This is a genomic window from Kitasatospora sp. NPDC036993, from assembly GCF_055607525.1.
This window is the reverse complement of record NZ_JBVJRP010000005.1, coordinates 42,979-58,825: the sequence shown is the minus strand read 5'-3', so window position 1 is coordinate 58,825 and position 15,847 is coordinate 42,979. Positions and strand designations below refer to the sequence as shown.

At 74.8% G+C, this 15,847-nt stretch carries 13 protein-coding genes and 1 pseudogene; 6 read left to right on the top strand and 8 right to left on the bottom strand.

Annotated elements, in window-relative coordinates:
* The first annotated feature begins 170 nt into the window (after positions 1 to 170).
* The 3 genes from ACZ7C5_RS12010 (at position 171) to ACZ7C5_RS12000 (ending at position 3,134) form a co-directional block, all read left to right on the top strand.
* Entirely contained in the window at positions 171 to 1,409 is a 1,239-nt protein-coding gene (locus tag ACZ7C5_RS12010) for a styrene monooxygenase/indole monooxygenase family protein (RefSeq protein WP_401081558.1), read from the top strand.
* 133 nt (positions 1,410 to 1,542) lie between these two features.
* On the top strand, positions 1,543 to 2,088 hold the full coding sequence (locus ACZ7C5_RS12005) for a hypothetical protein (RefSeq protein ID WP_470322493.1): 546 nt from the start codon (positions 1,543 to 1,545) through the stop codon (positions 2,086 to 2,088).
* Between the two features lie 134 nt (positions 2,089 to 2,222).
* On the top strand, positions 2,223 to 3,134 hold the full coding sequence (locus tag ACZ7C5_RS12000; protein ID WP_470322492.1) for a phytoene/squalene synthase family protein: 912 nt from the start codon (positions 2,223 to 2,225) through the stop codon (positions 3,132 to 3,134).
* Positions 3,135 to 3,271: 137 nt separating this feature from the next.
* Here the strand turns inward: ACZ7C5_RS12000 and ACZ7C5_RS11995 are convergent, their stop codons facing one another.
* Both ACZ7C5_RS11995 and ACZ7C5_RS11990 read right to left on the bottom strand, forming a co-directional pair.
* Positions 3,272 to 4,015, bottom strand: a complete 744-nt coding sequence (locus ACZ7C5_RS11995) for an SOS response-associated peptidase (RefSeq protein ID WP_470322491.1) — start codon at positions 4,013 to 4,015, stop codon at positions 3,272 to 3,274.
* A gap of 150 nt (positions 4,016 to 4,165) precedes the next feature.
* On the bottom strand, positions 4,166 to 5,014 hold the full coding sequence (locus ACZ7C5_RS11990) for a PaaX family transcriptional regulator C-terminal domain-containing protein (protein WP_401081546.1): 849 nt from the start codon (positions 5,012 to 5,014) through the stop codon (positions 4,166 to 4,168).
* Positions 5,015 to 5,083: 69 nt separating this feature from the next.
* On the opposite strand from ACZ7C5_RS11990, the gene ACZ7C5_RS11985 reads away from it, so the two are divergent.
* Positions 5,084 to 6,121 (top strand): alpha/beta hydrolase family protein, encoded by a 1,038-nt coding sequence (locus ACZ7C5_RS11985; protein WP_401082846.1) that lies wholly within the window; start codon positions 5,084 to 5,086, stop codon positions 6,119 to 6,121.
* A 6-nt stretch (positions 6,122 to 6,127) separates the two neighbouring features.
* Positions 6,128 to 7,312, top strand: coding sequence for a saccharopine dehydrogenase family protein (locus tag ACZ7C5_RS11980; RefSeq protein WP_401081543.1), 1,185 nt, complete (start codon positions 6,128 to 6,130; stop codon positions 7,310 to 7,312).
* Between the two features lie 50 nt (positions 7,313 to 7,362).
* Here the strand turns inward: ACZ7C5_RS11980 and sigJ are convergent, their stop codons facing one another.
* A complete protein-coding gene (gene sigJ, locus ACZ7C5_RS11975) occupies positions 7,363 to 8,286 on the bottom strand; it encodes an RNA polymerase sigma factor SigJ (RefSeq protein WP_401081541.1) in 924 nt (307 codons plus the stop codon).
* A gap of 174 nt (positions 8,287 to 8,460) precedes the next feature.
* Here sigJ and ACZ7C5_RS11970 point away from each other — a divergent pair.
* Positions 8,461 to 8,856, top strand: a pseudogene (locus tag ACZ7C5_RS11970) (hypothetical protein); the annotation flags it as partial.
* Positions 8,857 to 8,912: 56 nt separating this feature from the next.
* Here the strand turns inward: ACZ7C5_RS11970 and ACZ7C5_RS11965 are convergent.
* The 5 genes from ACZ7C5_RS11965 to ACZ7C5_RS11945 form a co-directional block, all read right to left on the bottom strand.
* Complete coding sequence (locus tag ACZ7C5_RS11965; RefSeq protein ID WP_470322490.1) at positions 8,913 to 10,967, bottom strand: alpha-galactosidase; 2,055 nt, start codon at positions 10,965 to 10,967, stop codon at positions 8,913 to 8,915.
* Positions 10,968 to 11,077: 110 nt separating this feature from the next.
* Entirely contained in the window at positions 11,078 to 13,444 is a 2,367-nt protein-coding gene (locus tag ACZ7C5_RS11960; protein ID WP_470322489.1) for an RICIN domain-containing protein, read from the bottom strand.
* 333 nt (positions 13,445 to 13,777) lie between these two features.
* Positions 13,778 to 14,344 (bottom strand): rhodanese-like domain-containing protein, encoded by a 567-nt coding sequence (locus ACZ7C5_RS11955; protein WP_401081527.1) that lies wholly within the window; start codon positions 14,342 to 14,344, stop codon positions 13,778 to 13,780.
* 99 nt (positions 14,345 to 14,443) lie between these two features.
* Complete coding sequence (locus tag ACZ7C5_RS11950; protein ID WP_470322488.1) at positions 14,444 to 15,193, bottom strand: sulfite exporter TauE/SafE family protein; 750 nt, start codon at positions 15,191 to 15,193, stop codon at positions 14,444 to 14,446.
* On the bottom strand, positions 15,190 to 15,579 hold the full coding sequence (locus ACZ7C5_RS11945; RefSeq protein ID WP_470322487.1) for a rhodanese-like domain-containing protein: 390 nt from the start codon (positions 15,577 to 15,579) through the stop codon (positions 15,190 to 15,192). Before ACZ7C5_RS11945 ends, ACZ7C5_RS11950 begins: the two co-directional genes overlap by 4 nt.
* Between the last annotated feature and the right edge of the window lie 268 nt (positions 15,580 to 15,847).

Here is a 15,847-nt window from a genome sequence, read left to right as displayed (position 1 = left end):
GTTGGGCGATCGGCTGGTGGCAGGAGGGCCCGGTGGCGGGGGGTCGTGACGGCGTCGGCGGGCCGTCGGCACGGCCCGTGGACGGGAGCGGTGATGCCTGGTATGCAGGCCGGTGGCGGCAGGGTGGCACGGGCCGCCGTCCGGGACGTACCACCAGGAGAGCAGGGGCGATGCGCAGAGTTCTGATCGTCGGCGCCGGACAGGCCGGACTCCAACTGGCCCTGGGGCTCCAGGCCCACGGCTACGACGTGACGGTGCTGACCGATCGCGGCCCGGAGGAGGTGCGCGGCGGGCGGGTGATGTCCTCCCAGTGCATGTTCGACTCCGCGCTGCGCACCGAGCGCGCCCTCGGGCTGGACCTGTGGGCCGACCGGGCGCCCAGGATCGAGGGCGTCGGGGTGTCGGTCGCCGGGCCCGGTTCGGAGCGGGTGATCGACTGGGTCGGGCGGCTGGACGGCTACGCCCAGTCCGTCGACCAGCGGCTGAAGATGTCCACCTGGCTGGAGCTGTTCGCCGAGCGCGGCGGGCGGGTCGAGCTGCGCCGGGTGACCGCCGCCGACCTCCAGAACCTGGCCGGTTCGTACGACCTGGTGCTGGTCGCCTCCGGGAAGGGCACGCTGGCCTCGCTGTTCGAGCGCGACCTCGTGCGCTCCCCGCACGAGCGGCCGCAGCGCGCGCTGGCCGCCGCCTATGTGCACGGGCTCGGACCGCGCCCCGAGCACGACTTCCGGGCGGTGCGCTGCAACGTGGTGCCGGGCGTCGGGGAGTTCTTCGTGATGCCGGCGCTGACCGCGGACGGGCCGTGCGACATCCTGCTCTGGGAGGCCCAGCCCGGTGGTCCCGTGGACGCCTTCGACGGGATCCGCGACCCGGCCGAACACCTGCGGGTGACACTGGAGTTGATGAGGACCTTCCTCCCCTGGGAGTACGACCGAACCCGCTCCGGCGTCGAACTGACCGACGCGGGGGCGACGTTGGCCGGGCGGTTCACCCCGGCGGTACGTCACCCGGTCGGCGAACTGCCCGGCGGCGGCGCGGTGCTGGGCGTCGCGGACGTGGTCGTGCTCAACGACCCGATCACCGGCCAGGGGTCGAACTGCGCCGCCAAGTGCGCGGCCGGCTACCTGGAGGCGATCCTCGCCCACGGCGACAAGCCCTTCGACCGGGAGTTCCAGCAGGCCGCCTTCGACGACTTCTGGCGGATCGCCGGCCCCGTCACCACCTGGACCAACGCGATGCTCGCCCCGCCGCCCCCGCACGTCCTCCGACTCCTCGGCGCGGGAGGGCGGGTGCAGGCCGTGGCCGACCGGTTCGCCAACGGCTTCGACGACCCGGCGGACCTCGGCGACTGGTTCCTCGACCCGGCGAAGGCCGCCGCGTACCTGGCTTCGGTCACGACAGATCACTGAATGGTCAAACTCTTCTCAAGTCCGGTACGGAAGCCCGTCGATCATGGTGGGTTCTTCTCGCTCCCTCGCCGAGGGAGACCTCCGGCCCGCGACGACGGGCCGCGGGAGCGGTACGGACACCAGGAGCAGAGCGTTGACGGTCGACGGGGGCAGCATGGCCCAAACTGTGATCGACACGGCGTACAACGAACGCAGGAGGCTGCACAGCGGCCGTAGCCGGACCGTCGCCGTGGTCCTGTTCGGCCTGCTGATCGCCCTCGGCTTCTTCCTGGCCCTGGCCGTCGGCAAGGCGGACCCGGACACCCCGCCGACCTGCGACGGCAAGACCATGACCCGGCACAGCGAGTGCCGGATCTGGTCCAGCCGGGGCGGCGGGGGCACCTACTCCTACGACGAGATGATCGACCGTCGGGAGTCCGGGAGCGGGGTGTGGCGGGTGATCGGCTTCGGTGCCGCGGGCCTGGGCGCCGTCCTGATGGCCGTCTCGATCGCCAAGCTCAACCCGAACCGCCCCTGGGGCGGGCCGGTCGGCGCCGCCTGCCCGCGCTGCCGGGAGCCCAACCTGCGCGAGAAGCACACGACGCACAGCGTCACCCGGGGCCGCACCACCCACCGCTACAGCGGCATCGTCACCCTCTGCACCCCGGCCTGCGGGTTCGCCACCATCCGCCAGGGCTGACCGGCGCCGGGGTCCGTAGGGCGCGGGGCTGGACGCCTCGGGTTCGTGCACATCGGGCCCTCGGCCCCGAATAGGCCGTCCGGCTCCCACCGGCTACGCTCGGCCCCGTCGAACAAGCGATGGGGTGGGACCGAGTGGGCAGGTGGGAGCGGGCGCTGGACGCGGCCGGGGTGCGGGAGGCCGGACTGCGGGCCGACTACGGCCGGCAGCGCGAGCAGGTCGCCCGGTACCGGCGGGAGGCCATGCTCGCCGCCGACCTGCTGCTGCCCGCGCGGATGGTCCCGCACGTGCTCGCGGCCACCGCGTTCATGCACCGCACCGACACCCTGCTCGACAACGGCCCGCTCGCCGAACGCCGGGCGGCGTCCGCCCGCTGGCAGCGGCAGGTCACCGACAGCCTCGCCACCGGCCGCACCGACGACCCCGAGCTGCGCCCCCTGCTGCACAGCATCGACGCCCACCCCGTCCTGCGGGACCGGGTGCTGGACTTCCTCGCCGCGACCGGCGCCGACCTGGACTTCACCGGGTTCGCCACCGAGCAGGACTACCAGGCCTACGTCGACGGGTACTCGCTGCCCGGCTTCATGGTGGTCGCCGCACTGATCGGCCCGGACGGCGACCAGAGCGAGTACCGGGCGGCCTGCCGCACCTTCATCGACGGCAGCCAGCGCCTCGACTTCGTCAACGACCTCGCCGAGGACCTCGCGGACGGCCGGCTGAACATTCCCGGGCAGGACCTCGCCGAGCACGGCGTCACCCGCGCCGACCTGGAGCAGGCCCGCGACCTGCCCGCCGTACGGGCGCTGCTCGGCGCCCTGCTGGACCGGGCCGACCGCACCCTCGCCGAGGGCAGGGCCGTCATCGACCGGGTGCCGCCCGCGCACCGGCCGATGGTCCGCTGCATCGTCGGCGTCGAGGAGCTCACCAGTGCCGCCGCCCGCGCCGACCTCGGCGCCCTGCTGCGCCGCTCGGCGAGCCCCGGCAAACCGGGCGCGCTGCGCCTGCTGGCCCGCGAGTACCTCAGGGCCCGCCGCTTCCGCGACTGACCGCCGGCGGCATCGAGCACGCCCCCGCCGTTCTGGTCGGCCACCTCACCCGGAACCCGCTGCTCACCGCCGCCTTGGGCCTCGGCAGCACCACGCCCGGTGATCGCCTCGACGTCGGGGTCGTCCTGGGGCCGGGGTCAGTCCGCCAGCCCCAGTGGGTCCGGGGCCGGGTCGAGCAGCTCGGGGCCGTTGTTGCGGACGCTGTTGACGGTGGTGGGGACGGCGCGCACGCGCAGGTCGCCGTCGGCGGGGCGGCGCAGCAGGTGGTGCAGTTCGGCGGGGTCGGCGTGGGCGGGGGAGAGCCAGGTGGCGAGGTCGTCGGGGGCGACGGTGAGGGGCATCCGGTCGTGGACGCGGCCGGCGGAGTCGGTGGCGTCGGTGGTGATGACGGTGGCGGTGGCCAGCCAGGCGAGCGGGTCGTCCTCGGGGCGGGTGCGGTCGCGCCAGAACTCGTAGAGGCCGGCCATCAGCATCACGCCGCCGGTGCTGAGGAAGTACGGCTGCTTGTACTTCCCGCGGTCGCCCTCGGCGGGGACTTCACGCCACTCGAAGTAGCCGTCGGCGGGGATCACGCAGCGGCGGGCGGTGAAGGCCTTGCGGAAGGCGGGCTTGGTGTCGACGGTCTCCGAGCGGGCGTTGATCATGCGGGCGCCGCCGGACGGGTCCTTGGACCAGGACGGGACCAGGCCCCAGCGCAGCGGCCGGAGCCGGCGCAGCAGCTCGCCGGTCTCGTGGTCGACGCGTTCCAGGACGGCCGGGACGGGGTCGGTCGGGGCGACGTTCCAGCTCGGCGCGAAGGTCTCGGCCGGGTCCCACCGGAGCTCTCCGAGCAGCGTGACGAGGTCCTGGGGCGTGGTGGTGGAGACGAAGCGGCCGCACATGCCCCCCAGCCTGCCACGGCGCACGGACAACGGTGTTCAGCGCGGCGCGTGCCCGCCCGGCGCGTGCCCGAAGGCGCGGCGGAACACGTCGATGAAGGCGCCGGCCGAGGCCCAGCCGGTCGCGCCCGCGTCACCGGTGCGGCCCTGCGGTCAGGAGGTGACCTCCGCGACCACCTCAGCGTAGGCGTCGAACAGCCGCGGCGCGCCCGGCCACGGGTCGGCGAGCAGCAGGGCCCAGCAACGGGCGACCAGCGCGCGGGCCTCGGCGCCGGGCCAGGGCCGCGGCAGCAGCTCCGGGGGCAGCAGCGGGTCCGGCTCGGTGGCCTCGGTGAAGACGGCGGCCAACTCGACGGCCACGGTGAGCAGTTCGGTCTCCGAGAGGCCGCCTTCGGTGAGCCGGGTGAGCTTCTCGGTGGCGGAGGCGGCCAGCCGCCGGTGGCCCTCGGCGATCTCCTCCAGCGGCCACCAGTGGCGGGCCAGCTCCCGGGGCTCCGCGGTGTCGCCGGTGTGCAGGTCGCGGGTGCTCAGCAGGGTGAGGTTGCCGAGGACGCCCAGGGCGCCGGCCGCCTCCCGGACGTCCGGTTCCCAGGGGTGCGGCGAGACGTACAGCCCGTTCTGCACCGGGGCGCCGCCGAGCCGCAGCAGCGCCTCGCGCAGCCCGTCGCGGGCGGTGCGGTCGCGTTCGGGGACGGCGAAACCCGCCAGGTGCCAGACGCCGTCCCAGGGGGCCTCGCCGCGGTCCTGGGCGTACATCAGGGCCAGGTACCCGACGTCCGGTTCGATCTCGCGCCGGGTCGCGGCGGTGGCGCGCAGCAGCGCCCGGCGGCCGCGGCCCTCCTGGACGAAGCGGCCGTCGGCGGTGAGGCGCCTGATGGTCAGCCGGACCTGCTGGTCGCTCATGCCGAGCCGGCCGGCCACGGCGTAGAGGTCGCCGCAGTCGACCGTGCCGTCGGCGCGGACCAGCGCGTCCACCAGTACCCGGGTCGGGATCTCCTGCATGACGATCATCCTAGTGCGTTCATGTCTGGTACGGTCGTTTTCAGAACGATCGACTAGTGAGTGAGCGATATGAAGATGTTCGGCAGGCACCGGTGGCTCTGGGGGTCGCTGCTGTCCGTGGTCGTGCTGCTGGTCGGCGCGGGCGGCTGGGTGGTGTACCAGAACGAGTACGACCTGACGGAGGAGCGGGTCACCGTCACCGGCGGGAAACAGCCGCTCCAGGGCGTCCTGGCCAGGCCGGCCGGCGGCCACGGACCGTACGGACTGGTGGTCTTCGTCCACGGCGACGGACCGGTCGACGCCACCCACGACACCTTCTACCGGCCGGTCTGGGAGGCCATGGCGAAGGCCGGTTACGCGTCGCTCTCCTGGGACAAGCCCGGCGTGAACAACGCCCCCGGCAACTGGCTCGACCAGAGCATGCAGGACCGCGCCGACGAGACCCTCGCCGCCATCCGCTGGGCCAAGGCCCAGCCCGGCATCGACCCGGACCGGATCGGCCTCTGGGGCGCCAGCCAGGCCGGCTGGGTGATGCCCAAGGCCGCCCGGCAGTCCCCGGACGTCACATTCGTGATCGCCGTCGCCCCCGCCGTCAACTGGCTCCAGCAGGGCCGCTACAACCTGCTCGCCGAGCTGAAGCAGCGGCACGCCTCACCCGAGGAGACCGCCGCCGCCGTCGCCCGCAGCGACCGCAACCAGGCCGCCCTGCGGACCGGCACCACCTTCGAGCAGTACCGGGCCGCCGGCGGCGACACCGAGGGCCTCACCCCCGAACGGTGGGCGTTCAACAAGCGCAACTACCCCTCCGACGCCACCGAGGACCTCGCCGCCCTCCGCATCCCGGTGCAGCTCATCCTCGGCGGCCGGGACGTCAACGTCGACAGCGACGACACCGAGGCCGGCTACCGCCGCACCATCACCACCCCCGGCCTGCTCCGGGTGCGGCGCTTCCAGGACTCCACCCACACCATGGTGTCCGAGGACGTCGAGCACTCGGAACTGCGCAGCACCGTCCTCGCCATCGCCGCCCCGCGCTCCCTGTTCACCCCCGGCTACCTCGACTCCATCCGCGACTTCCTGACCTCGCTCGACCACCGGAAGGGCTGACCCACGATGAAGCTGCTCGCCCTCGGCGGAGCCGGCGCGATGGGCCGGATCGCCGCCCGGGTCTCGGCCCGGGTCCTGGCCGCGCTGCCCGGCGCCCACGAACTGGTCATCGCCGACCGCGACCTCGACGCCGCCCGCCGCGCCGCCGCCGCACTCGCCGCCGGCTCACCGGTGCCCGTGCGCGCGACCCGGGCCGACGTCACGGACGAGCGGGAACTGCACACCGCCCTCGCGGACGCCGACGCCGTGCTCAACACCGTCGGCCCGTACTACCGCTACGGCCTCGGCGTGCTGCGTGCCGCCATCCGCACCGGGACCCACTACCTGGACATCTGCGACGACTGGGAACCCACCGTCGCCATGCTGGACCTGGACGAGGAGGCCCGCGCCGCCGGAGTCCGCGCGGTCATCGGCATGGGCGCCAGCCCCGGCATCAGCAACCTGCTCGCCGCCAGGGCCGCCGCCCGCCTCGACACCCTGACGGACGTGTACACCGCCTGGCCGGTCGACGTCGGCCCTCAGCCCGACACCTCCCTCCGGGACCCGGGCGGGGCGGTCTCGGCCGCCGCCGTGCACTGGATGCAGCAGATCAGCGGCACCGTCGCGGTGGTGGAGAGCGGCCGGTTCGTCCGGCGGCCCCCGCTGCGCCCGGTCACCCTCGATCTGCCCGGCGGCCGCCGCGGCACCGCCTACACCGTCGGCCACCCGGAACCGGTCACCCTGCGCCGCACCCTGCGGCCCGCCGGCGCCGCGGCCGACCTGATGGTGGTCAGGGCCGGCACGGCCGCCTACCTGGACGTGCTGCGCGAGGACCTCGACGACGGCCGGCTCACCAACGAGAGCGCCGCCGCCGACCTCGACCACCCCTCCGTGCGCCGCACCCTGCGCGCCGCCGCCCGCGCCCCCCGCTTCCGCGGCCCCGGCACCCTCCCGCCGTTCTTCGCCACCGCCACCGGCACCCGCGACGGCCGCCCGGCGGTGGTCCTCGCCCACCTGAGCGGGGCGGACGCGCTGCTGGCCGACATGGCGGAGGCGACGGGCGTCCCGGCCGGGCTGGGCCTGGCACAGCTGCTGGACGGCACGGTGGGGCCGGCGGGGGTGCACCCGCCGGAGGCCGTGATCGACGGGGACCGGCTCTTCCGGGAGCTGGCCCGGGAGTGCCCGGGGGTGGAGGTGGTGGAGGAGCTGTAGGCGCGTCGGTGCGGGGCGGGGCCGCCGACCGAGGGCCCTCGGTGGGGGCGTCAGCCGCCCTGCGGGGCGCTCGCCGTCCACGGGCGCAGCTTGTCCGGGTTGCGCACCGCCCAGATGTGGGTGATCCGGCCGTCCGCCAGGGCGAAGGCCGCCACCGTCGCGGTGACGCCGGTGTGCTGGGCGACCAGGCCGGGGCCGCCGTTGACGGACCGTTCGAGGAGCGTCAGCCCGGGGGCCTTCGCGGCGAAGTGGACCAGGTACCGGGCGATCGGCTCGCCGCCCACCACCGGGCGCAGGGCCGCGCCCGCCACGCCGCCGCCGTCGGTGGTCATCGTGGCGTCGGGGGCGAGCAGGCCGACCAGGGCCGCGATGTCCCTGGCCTCCCAGGCCTCCTTGAAGTGCCGCACCAGACCGGCTTGTTCGCCCGTCGGAGTCGTCGGGGCCGGCGCGGCGCCGATCCGGCGGCGGGCCGAGGTGGCCAGCTGGCGGCAGGCCGCCGGGGTGCGGCCGACGATCGCGGCGACCTCGGGGAAGGGGTAGCGGAAGACGTCGTGGAGGACGAACGCCACCCGCTCGGCCGGGGTCATCGCCTCCAGGACGACCAGGAAGGCCATGCCCACCGACTCGTCCAGGGTGACCCAGTCCGCGGGATCGGCCGGTCCGCCGCCGGCCGAGCCGCCGATCCACTCGGCGCGGTCGGGCAGCGGCTCGGGGATCCACTCGCCCACGTAGCGCTCCCGCCTGGCCCGTGCCGAGCCGAGCAGGTCCAGACAGACCCGGGTGGCCACCGTGGTCAGCCAGGCGCCCGGCGAGGCGACGGCCTCCCGCTGCCGCCGCGACATCGCGTACCAGCGGGCGTACGCCTCCTGCACCGCGTCCTCGGCCTCGGCCAGCGAACCGAGCAGCCGGTACGCGAGGTTGACCAGCTGCCGCCGCTCGCCGACGATCACGCTCAGGTCCGGTTCGGTGCCCATGGTCGGTGCTGCTCCCTGGTTCTGCTCGTCCGTCGCCACTCCGGCCACTCGGCCCGCCGGTGTGTGACATCGGCTCGGTGCGGAACCCCGCCTCACACTTCGCGGGCCTGCGTCGTCGGATCAGCGGGACACTACCGACCGACCGCCGCGAGGCAGAAGAGGGGACGGCACACCATGGCCATCCAGAGCACGGCAGGGGCAGCGCCGGAGGCGTCGTCGAAGGCGGTGGTGGAGCAGCGCACCCGCGGCTACCTGCGGGTCACCGTCGCGCTCCAGACCGCGGCGGTCTTCTTCCAGGCGGTCACGGCCGGCCTGCTGCTCTCCACCTCCTACGGCGAGACGCTGCACAGCGTCGGCGCCCGGGTGATGTACGGCGCCGCGATGCTGTACCTGCTCGCCGCCGTCCTGGCCTGGCGGCCGGGCGGCGGATCGCCCCGCCCGATCCTGTACGCCTCCGGCTTCCTGGTGCTCGCCTCGGCGCAGGTCGTCCTGGGCGTCGCGCACGTCCCGTCGGTCCACGTCCCGCTGGGCGTGCTCATCTTCGGCCTCAGCCTGGCCGTGCTGGCACGGATGCCGGCCGCCCGCCCCGCAGGGCGGACGGCCGGCACCCGGGAACGGGAGGCCGCTCAGGACCCGAGCGCCCAGCTCTGGCCGGCGGCCGGGCGGGTGGTGACGGGGGTCCCGGCGGTGCCGGGGCCGGCGTCGAGGACGAGGCCGGTGGCGACGTTGGCCACGGTGACGGAACCGGCCGGGTCCTGGGTCAGCCTCCACTCCTGCCAGGGGTTTCCGGGCGCGAGGTCGAGCAGGTAGGCGCTGTCACCGGCGGAGGCTCCGGCGGAGAGCACGGTGTGCCGATGAGTGGGGGTGTCGCAGTCGTCGCTGATCCGGACGGTGCCGTCGGGGTTGCCGGTGAACGTCCACTGCTGCGCCGGGTCGGCGCCGCGCCGCGGCTCCAGGTCGGTGATCGAGCCGAGCGGCGCGGTGCAGGAGCCGAGCAGCGAGAGAGCGAGGCCGCCGCCGATGGTCAGCGCGTGGTACGCGCCGTCGTCGACCACGCCCGACGGCCCGCCCGCCGACGTCGCGGTGAGCCGGTAGAGGGCCGCGCCGTGCGGCGGGAGGGCGGCGCCGAGCGGGCCGGTGACGGTCGAACTCGCGCCCGTCCACAGCTCCTTGGCCCGGTAGCCGGAGCCGCCGAGACCCAGCTCGGTGAGACTGGTGGCGACCGTACGCCCGGCCGAGGGGTCCTGGTTGACCAGCAGCACGGCCGTGTCGCCGTTGGCGAGCTGCCGCTTCAGCACCACCGGGGCGTGCCCGTCGGCCGGCTTGGCGCCGACCAGGGTGGCGGGCTTGGCCAGGCTGTCCTGGTCGACGGCGATCACCTCGCGGTTCTTCAGGATCGCCAGGCTCGCCTCGTCGATCCCGGTGGACCAGGTGTGGCCGTCCTCGCTGCGCCGGGACTGCGCGGCGGTGCGCAGGTCGGCGCTGGAGATCAGCGGCGCCGCGAGCATGGCGAGGACCGAGGTCTCGGTGCGGGACTCGTCGTCGGTGAAGGGCTTGTGGCAGGGGCAGGTGTCGGTGGTGCCCCACAGGCCGTAGACGTCGTGCCAGCCGGTGAACATCAGGTCGAGGTCGTTCCAGCTGCCCGGGCGGACGTTGCCCGGGTACGCCAGCGCGGTCGGCAACTGCCCGTTCCAGAGCACCGCGTCGAGATCGCTGCTCCGGTCGCCGCCGATCCGGCAGAGGTTGGCGACCTGGCCGCACCAGATGCCGGTGGGCGCGTAGCCGGGGGCGTGGAAGGGGGCCGTCCCGGCGGCCTGGACCACAGGGTCGGTGCGGGCCGGGTCGTCGGCGGCGAGCAGGGGCGGGGCACCGGTGTGGACGGGCTGGGCGGAGACGCTGAGGGTGACCTTGGGCCTGCCCTGGGCGGCGGAGGCGGCGTCCAGCGCGTGCTGGAAGGTCTGCACCCGGGCGTAGATCGAGCGGGTCAGCTCCTTGCCCTCGCCCTGCGTCCCGTAGTCGTGGCCGTCCGGGCCGGTGATCTTCGGACCGTACGGGCAGTCGTCGTACTTGACGAAGTCGACGCCCCAGGAGACGAAGTCGGCCGCGTCGGTGCCCTCGTGGCCGAGGCTGCCGGGGTGCATCTGGCAGGTGAGGTAGGTGTCGGTGGCGTAGAGGCCGAACTTCATGCCCTTGCCGTGGGCGTAGCGGGCGAGGTACTCGATGCCGTTGACGGTGTGCCCGTCGACGGTCTGCGCGGGGAAGTGGTCGGGGCGCGGGATCAGGTGGCCGGACGTGGGGTCGTTGCCGGTGCCGTCGGTGCCGCTGACCGGATTCCCGGCGGCGTCGTACAGCTGCATGCCGCCGTCGGCGTTGCGGACCAGGTCGGTGGTCTGGCCGTCGCGGTGCCACAGCGACCAGCCGTCGTCGATGGTGACGGTGTCGTAGCCGGCCGCCACCAGGCCGTTGGCGGCCATGAAGTCGATGGTCTGGACGACCTGTTCCTGGGTGACCTCGGTGCCGAGGGAGTTCCAGGAGTTCCAACCCATGGGCGGGGTCAGGGCGTTGCCGTTGCCGAGCGCGGCGGCCGGGGCGGCGGTGCCGAGGCCGACGGCTCCGAGGCCGGCGGTGGCGAGGGTGAGGGACAGCAGGGTTGCCGCGAGACGGCGGCGGGTTCGGCGCATGTGCGCCCTCCTGAGGGGGTGGGGATGTCGAGATGATGGGCCGTCAGGAAGCGGAGGGGGTGCGGCCGGCCGGGTGGGGCCGGCCGGCCGCGGGTGGTGCGGTGTGGGGGTCAGTCGGTGACGCCCGCGGTCGCGGAGCGCCCGGGGGCCAGGATCACGGTGGTGGAGGTGTAGGCCGCGCCGTCGACGGTGGTGGTGCGGGCCTCCCGCGGCTCGCCGTCGACGGTGACACGGGCGTGCCGCCCGGGGAGGCGAGCCTCCCAGGTGAGCGGCTCGGCGCCGGTGTTGGTGACGGTGCTGCGCCGGGCACCGTCGTGGCGGACGGTCACCGTGCCGCCGCCCACCGGGATGCCCGCGACCTGGAGCCAGTCCATCGAGGCGGGCAGCTGCGGGGTGGTGGCGAGGGCGTGGCCGGCGGCGTCCGGGGTGACGCCGAGCAGGCCCTGGACGGTCTGGGAGAGCAGGGTGAACGGGACCTCGGGGTAGTCGCCGTTCAGCATCGCGCCGCTGGCGTGCTGCTCGCCGGTGCTCCGGTGGATCTGCCGCATCCACTTCCAGGCGGTGGTGCCGTCGTGGTTCGCGAAGAACGCGTCGGGCAGGTAGGTGTAGGCCTCCAGGTTGGCCGAGCGCTCCGGGCCCGAGTCGGCGGCGTCGATGGCGGCGAGGAAGGCGTCCCGGCGCGGGCCGGGGTCGAGCAGCTGCTTGACGGGCATCAGCACGCTCGCCTCGTAGCCCCAGCCGGTGACCGGCTTGCCGGTGGTGTCGTAGCCGTGCACGACCTCCCCGGGCTGTGAACCGTCCACGCTCCAGGTGGAGTTGACGTAGCCGCGCAGGTCCTCGGCGGCCTTCCGGTAGCCGGCGGCGGAGGCGGCGTCGCCCCGGGCTTCGGCCAGCGTGGCGGCGGCGAGGTAGGCCTGGTACTGGGCGCCGATCGCGTCCCCGGCCTCGGCGTAGGTGCGGGTGGCGTTCTCGGCGTAGCTGGCGGTGCCGGCGAAGATGCTGCGGCTGGTGGCCTGCGGGATCGGCAGCCCGCGGTTGTCGACCGGGCCGGGGCGGGCGGCGATGAACGGGCCGAGGGTGTTGCGGACGTACCGGCCGAGGGCCGGGTCGTCGGCGTAGTCGCGGTCGCCGGTCCAGCGGAAGGCCTCGCCGGTCTGCTGGACGAGCTCGAACGGTGCGGGCAGCTCGCGGACGAAGCGTTCGGGGCTCCGGTAGTCGATGGCGGCGTAGCTGCGGGCGTCGAAGTCGAGCGCCCAGACCGGGTAGAGCTTGTTGACCTCGGTGGCGGAGCCGGCGAAGCCGCGCAGCATGGTCTTGTTCTCGGCGTCCAGGCCGAGCAGGTGGGCGCCGACCAGCTGGTGGGCGAAGTCGCGGCTGTAGAAGGCGGAGCGGAACGGGTAGCCGGCCCAGTAGGTGGCGTCGTACGTGGTGGTGCCGGTGCCGCCGGGGTGGTTCTCGTCCTGGTCGAGCACGCCGGTGGTGCCGGCCTGCTGCACCCAGCTGTTGGCCTTGGTCTTGGCCCAGTCGAAGAGCGCGACGACCTCGGGGTCGGAGGAGCTGATGACCGGGTCGTTCGGGGCGGACGGGGCGACGGCGGCGTCGTCCACGTTGATCCAGCCGGTGGGGGAGGAGCCGACGGTGAGGGTCAGCCGGTCGCCGGGGGAGACCGGCACCCGGGGGAGGGAGTACTTGGCGTAGACGGTCTGCTCGGGCAGCGGGAGGGAGTGCACCACGGTGCCGTTGACGCTGACCGAGAGGCTGCCGCCCGCGCCGCCCGTCGCGATCCAGGCGGACAGGTCGTAGCTGCCCGCGGTGACGGCGGTGACCTGCTGGCTCACCGCGTACCCGGGCCCGGCATCGAGGTAGGCGAGGCGGCTGCCGCCGTGCGGGTTGTTGGCGGCGGTGCCGGTGTGGGCGGTGAAGGTCCAGCCGTCCGAGCCCTGTTCGAAGCCGGGGTCGGCGAGGACCAGCGGCTCGGTGCGGGTGAGCGTCCACCGGTGGGCGGGGCGGGCGTCGCAGTGGTGGCGTGCCGGCGTGGCGTCGGCGGTCAGGCAGGCGCCGGTGCCGCGGGCGGTGAGGGTGTACGTGCCCTGCGGTGCGCGGGAGATCGTGAAGCGCTCGGCCTCGGGGGAGGCGCCGCAGTCGGCGGTGGCCGGCCGGGGCTCCGGGCCGCCGAGGGTGAGGCAGCGGCCGGTGGCCGCGTTGACCAGCAGGTACGCGTCGCCGGTGCGGCGCAGCTGCCAGCGCTGGCTGAGCGGCCGTCCGCAGGCCGCGCCGGTCACCGGGGTGCCGGGGGCGGGCTGGGCGTACTGCGGGCCGAGGCAGTTGCCGTCCAGGGCGGAGCCGAGGAGGTAGCTGCCGCCGTCGACGAGCGGGGTGCCGGAGGCGGCCGGGGCCGGTGCGGCGCCGAGGGCCTGGGCGGCGAGCACGGCCAGCAGGGCGACACCGGTCGGTAAGGCGCGGGTGCGGGGCGGCATGGCTTGGCTACCTCCGGTCGGGGGGACGGGGCGATGCGGTTTGAACGTTCAAATCGGATGAGGTTCAGGGTTAGGATGCATCGCATGTGATGGGTGACATTTCACATGGTGGGCGCGTTCGCGTCAACGGGCCGCGCGGTGACGGCTTCCGGGAGGTGATCGGCGGGAAAGGTGAAGGTCCCTGCCCGGCGGGGGTGGGCAGGGACCTTCACGTCCTCGGGGATGGTCCCGGCCCCGTGACGGTCGGGGCCGGGACCGGGCTCGGCGGCGCACCGGCTCAGTGGGTCGGCGGCTCAGTGGGTCGGCGGGTCAGCCGCTCGGCGGGTCAGTGCTTCAGCGCTTCAGGGTGGCGAGCGTCTCGTCCAGGCCCGGCGCGCCGGGGCGGGGCCGGTTGAACGGGAGCTTGGAGAGCACCGAGCCCATCGCGCAGGTGTTGGTCAGCGCCGAGAAGGCCAGCCCGGCGCCCACGGCCGCGGAGACCCAGCGGGCGCCCGGCAGAGCGAGGTCGACCAGCAGGCCGGCCAGTACCAGCGAGCCGGCCACCATGCGGACCTGGCGGTCCATCGCCCACGTCCGGCGGGCGCCGGCCACCTGGTCCAGCGGCCGTCCGGCGCTCGCCCAGGCGTTGGTGCCACCGGCCAGGGTGAGGGTCGGGATGCCGGCCTCGGCGAGCCGGCCGCAGGCGTTGGCGGCGCGCGGCCCGGCGGCGCAGACCACGGCGATCTCGTTGTGGCCGGCGGCCTCGCGCAGCGCCGGCAGTGCGCGGTCCAGCTGGTTCAGCGGGACGTTCAGGGCGCCGGGGATGTGGCCCGCGGCGTACTCGCCGGGGGAGCGGACGTCGATGATGGTGAGCTGTCCGAGGCGGGGCTGGAACTGCTCGACGGTCAGCGGCGTGGTCATGGGGATGCGGGTCCTCTCGGGGAACGGTGGGGGTGTCCGGGTGTCCGGGTGTCCGGGTGTCGGGAAGGAGGGACTGTGGGGGTGGGCCCGGTGCCGTGATCAGGTCAGCGTGGTGACCAGCATCAGCGCGGTGACGCCGAGCAGGGCGACGGCGAAGACCTTCTGCAGGGTGCGCCCGTTGAGCTTGTCGGCCAGCCGCTTGCCGTCCCAGGCGCCGAGGATCGCGGCCCCGGTGAAGGGGGCGGCCACGGCCCAGTCGATGGTGCCGGTCGCGCCGAGGCGGGGCAGCAGGGCGGCGAGCGAGTTGGCGGAGATGACCAGCAGGCTGGTCCCGACGGCCTCGGCCATGGTGAAGGCGAGCACCGAGACCAGGGCAGGCACGGCGAGGAAGCCGCCGCCGACGCCGAGCAGTCCGGTGACGGCGCCGAGCCCGGCGCCCGCCGCCGTGGAGCGGCCGAGGCCTGCGGCAGAACGTTCCTGCGCCTGCGCCTTGGGCGGTACCAGCATCCGCCAGGCCGCGAGCGCCGCCAGCACCGCGAAGGCCCCGGTCAGCAGCGCGCCCGGCAGGTGGGCGGACAGCGCCCCCGCGGCCGCGGCTAGCGGTAGTCCGGCGGCGGCGAACAGCGCGCCGGTGCGCCAGCGGACCCGGCCCGCCCTGGCGTGGGCGAGCAGCCCGGTCAGCGAGGTCGCCGCGACGATCACCAGGCTGGCCGTGGTGGCCAGCGCCGGGCTGAAGCCCAGCAGGTAGACCAGCGCGGGCACGGCGAGCATGCTGCCGCCACCGCCCAGCCCGCCCAGCGCGAGCCCGACCACCGCACCGGCGGCGAGCGCCAGGAGCAGCGTGGTCATATCACGTGCCCGGCGCTGCCTCCGGGCGTGGTGACCGGCAGCCCGGCCAGCGCCCAGGCGCGCATGCCGCCGGCCACGTTCAGCACCTCGACACCGCGCTGCGCGAGCAGCTCCGCCGCGCGCTGGGAGCGATTGCCGGAGCGGCAGACCGCCAGCACGGTCCGGTCGGCCGCCTCGGGCGGCAGCGGCACACCGGCGACCAGGGCGATCAGCGGCTGGTGCAGCGCGCCGGGGGCGTGGCCGACGGTGAACTCGGCGGCCTCCCGGACGTCGAGCAGGACGGCGGCGCCGGTACGGGCGAGCTCCTGGGCCTTGGTGGGGGTGGTCTGCCCGGGGGCGCTGTGCCCATCGGGGCCGGGCCCGTGGGCGTGCGGCAGCAAAGGCATGGGGTGTCTCCAGTGGTGCAGGCCGGACCGCGGCGGTCCGGCGGATCGGGGGCGGCGTCGGGCGCACGGGTGTCCGTACGGGCCCGGTGGCCCGGTACGGCGGCGTGGCCGGCGCTTCCTCGGCCCCGCCCGTACCTGGCTCGGTGGCGGCGGCCGTCCCCCTCGATGTCCACCATAGTACCCCCGGGGGTATTATCGAAATCGTTCACCGATACCCCCGCCCGTATCGGCCTCGGAGGCCGTATGCTGGCAAATATACCGAGGGGGG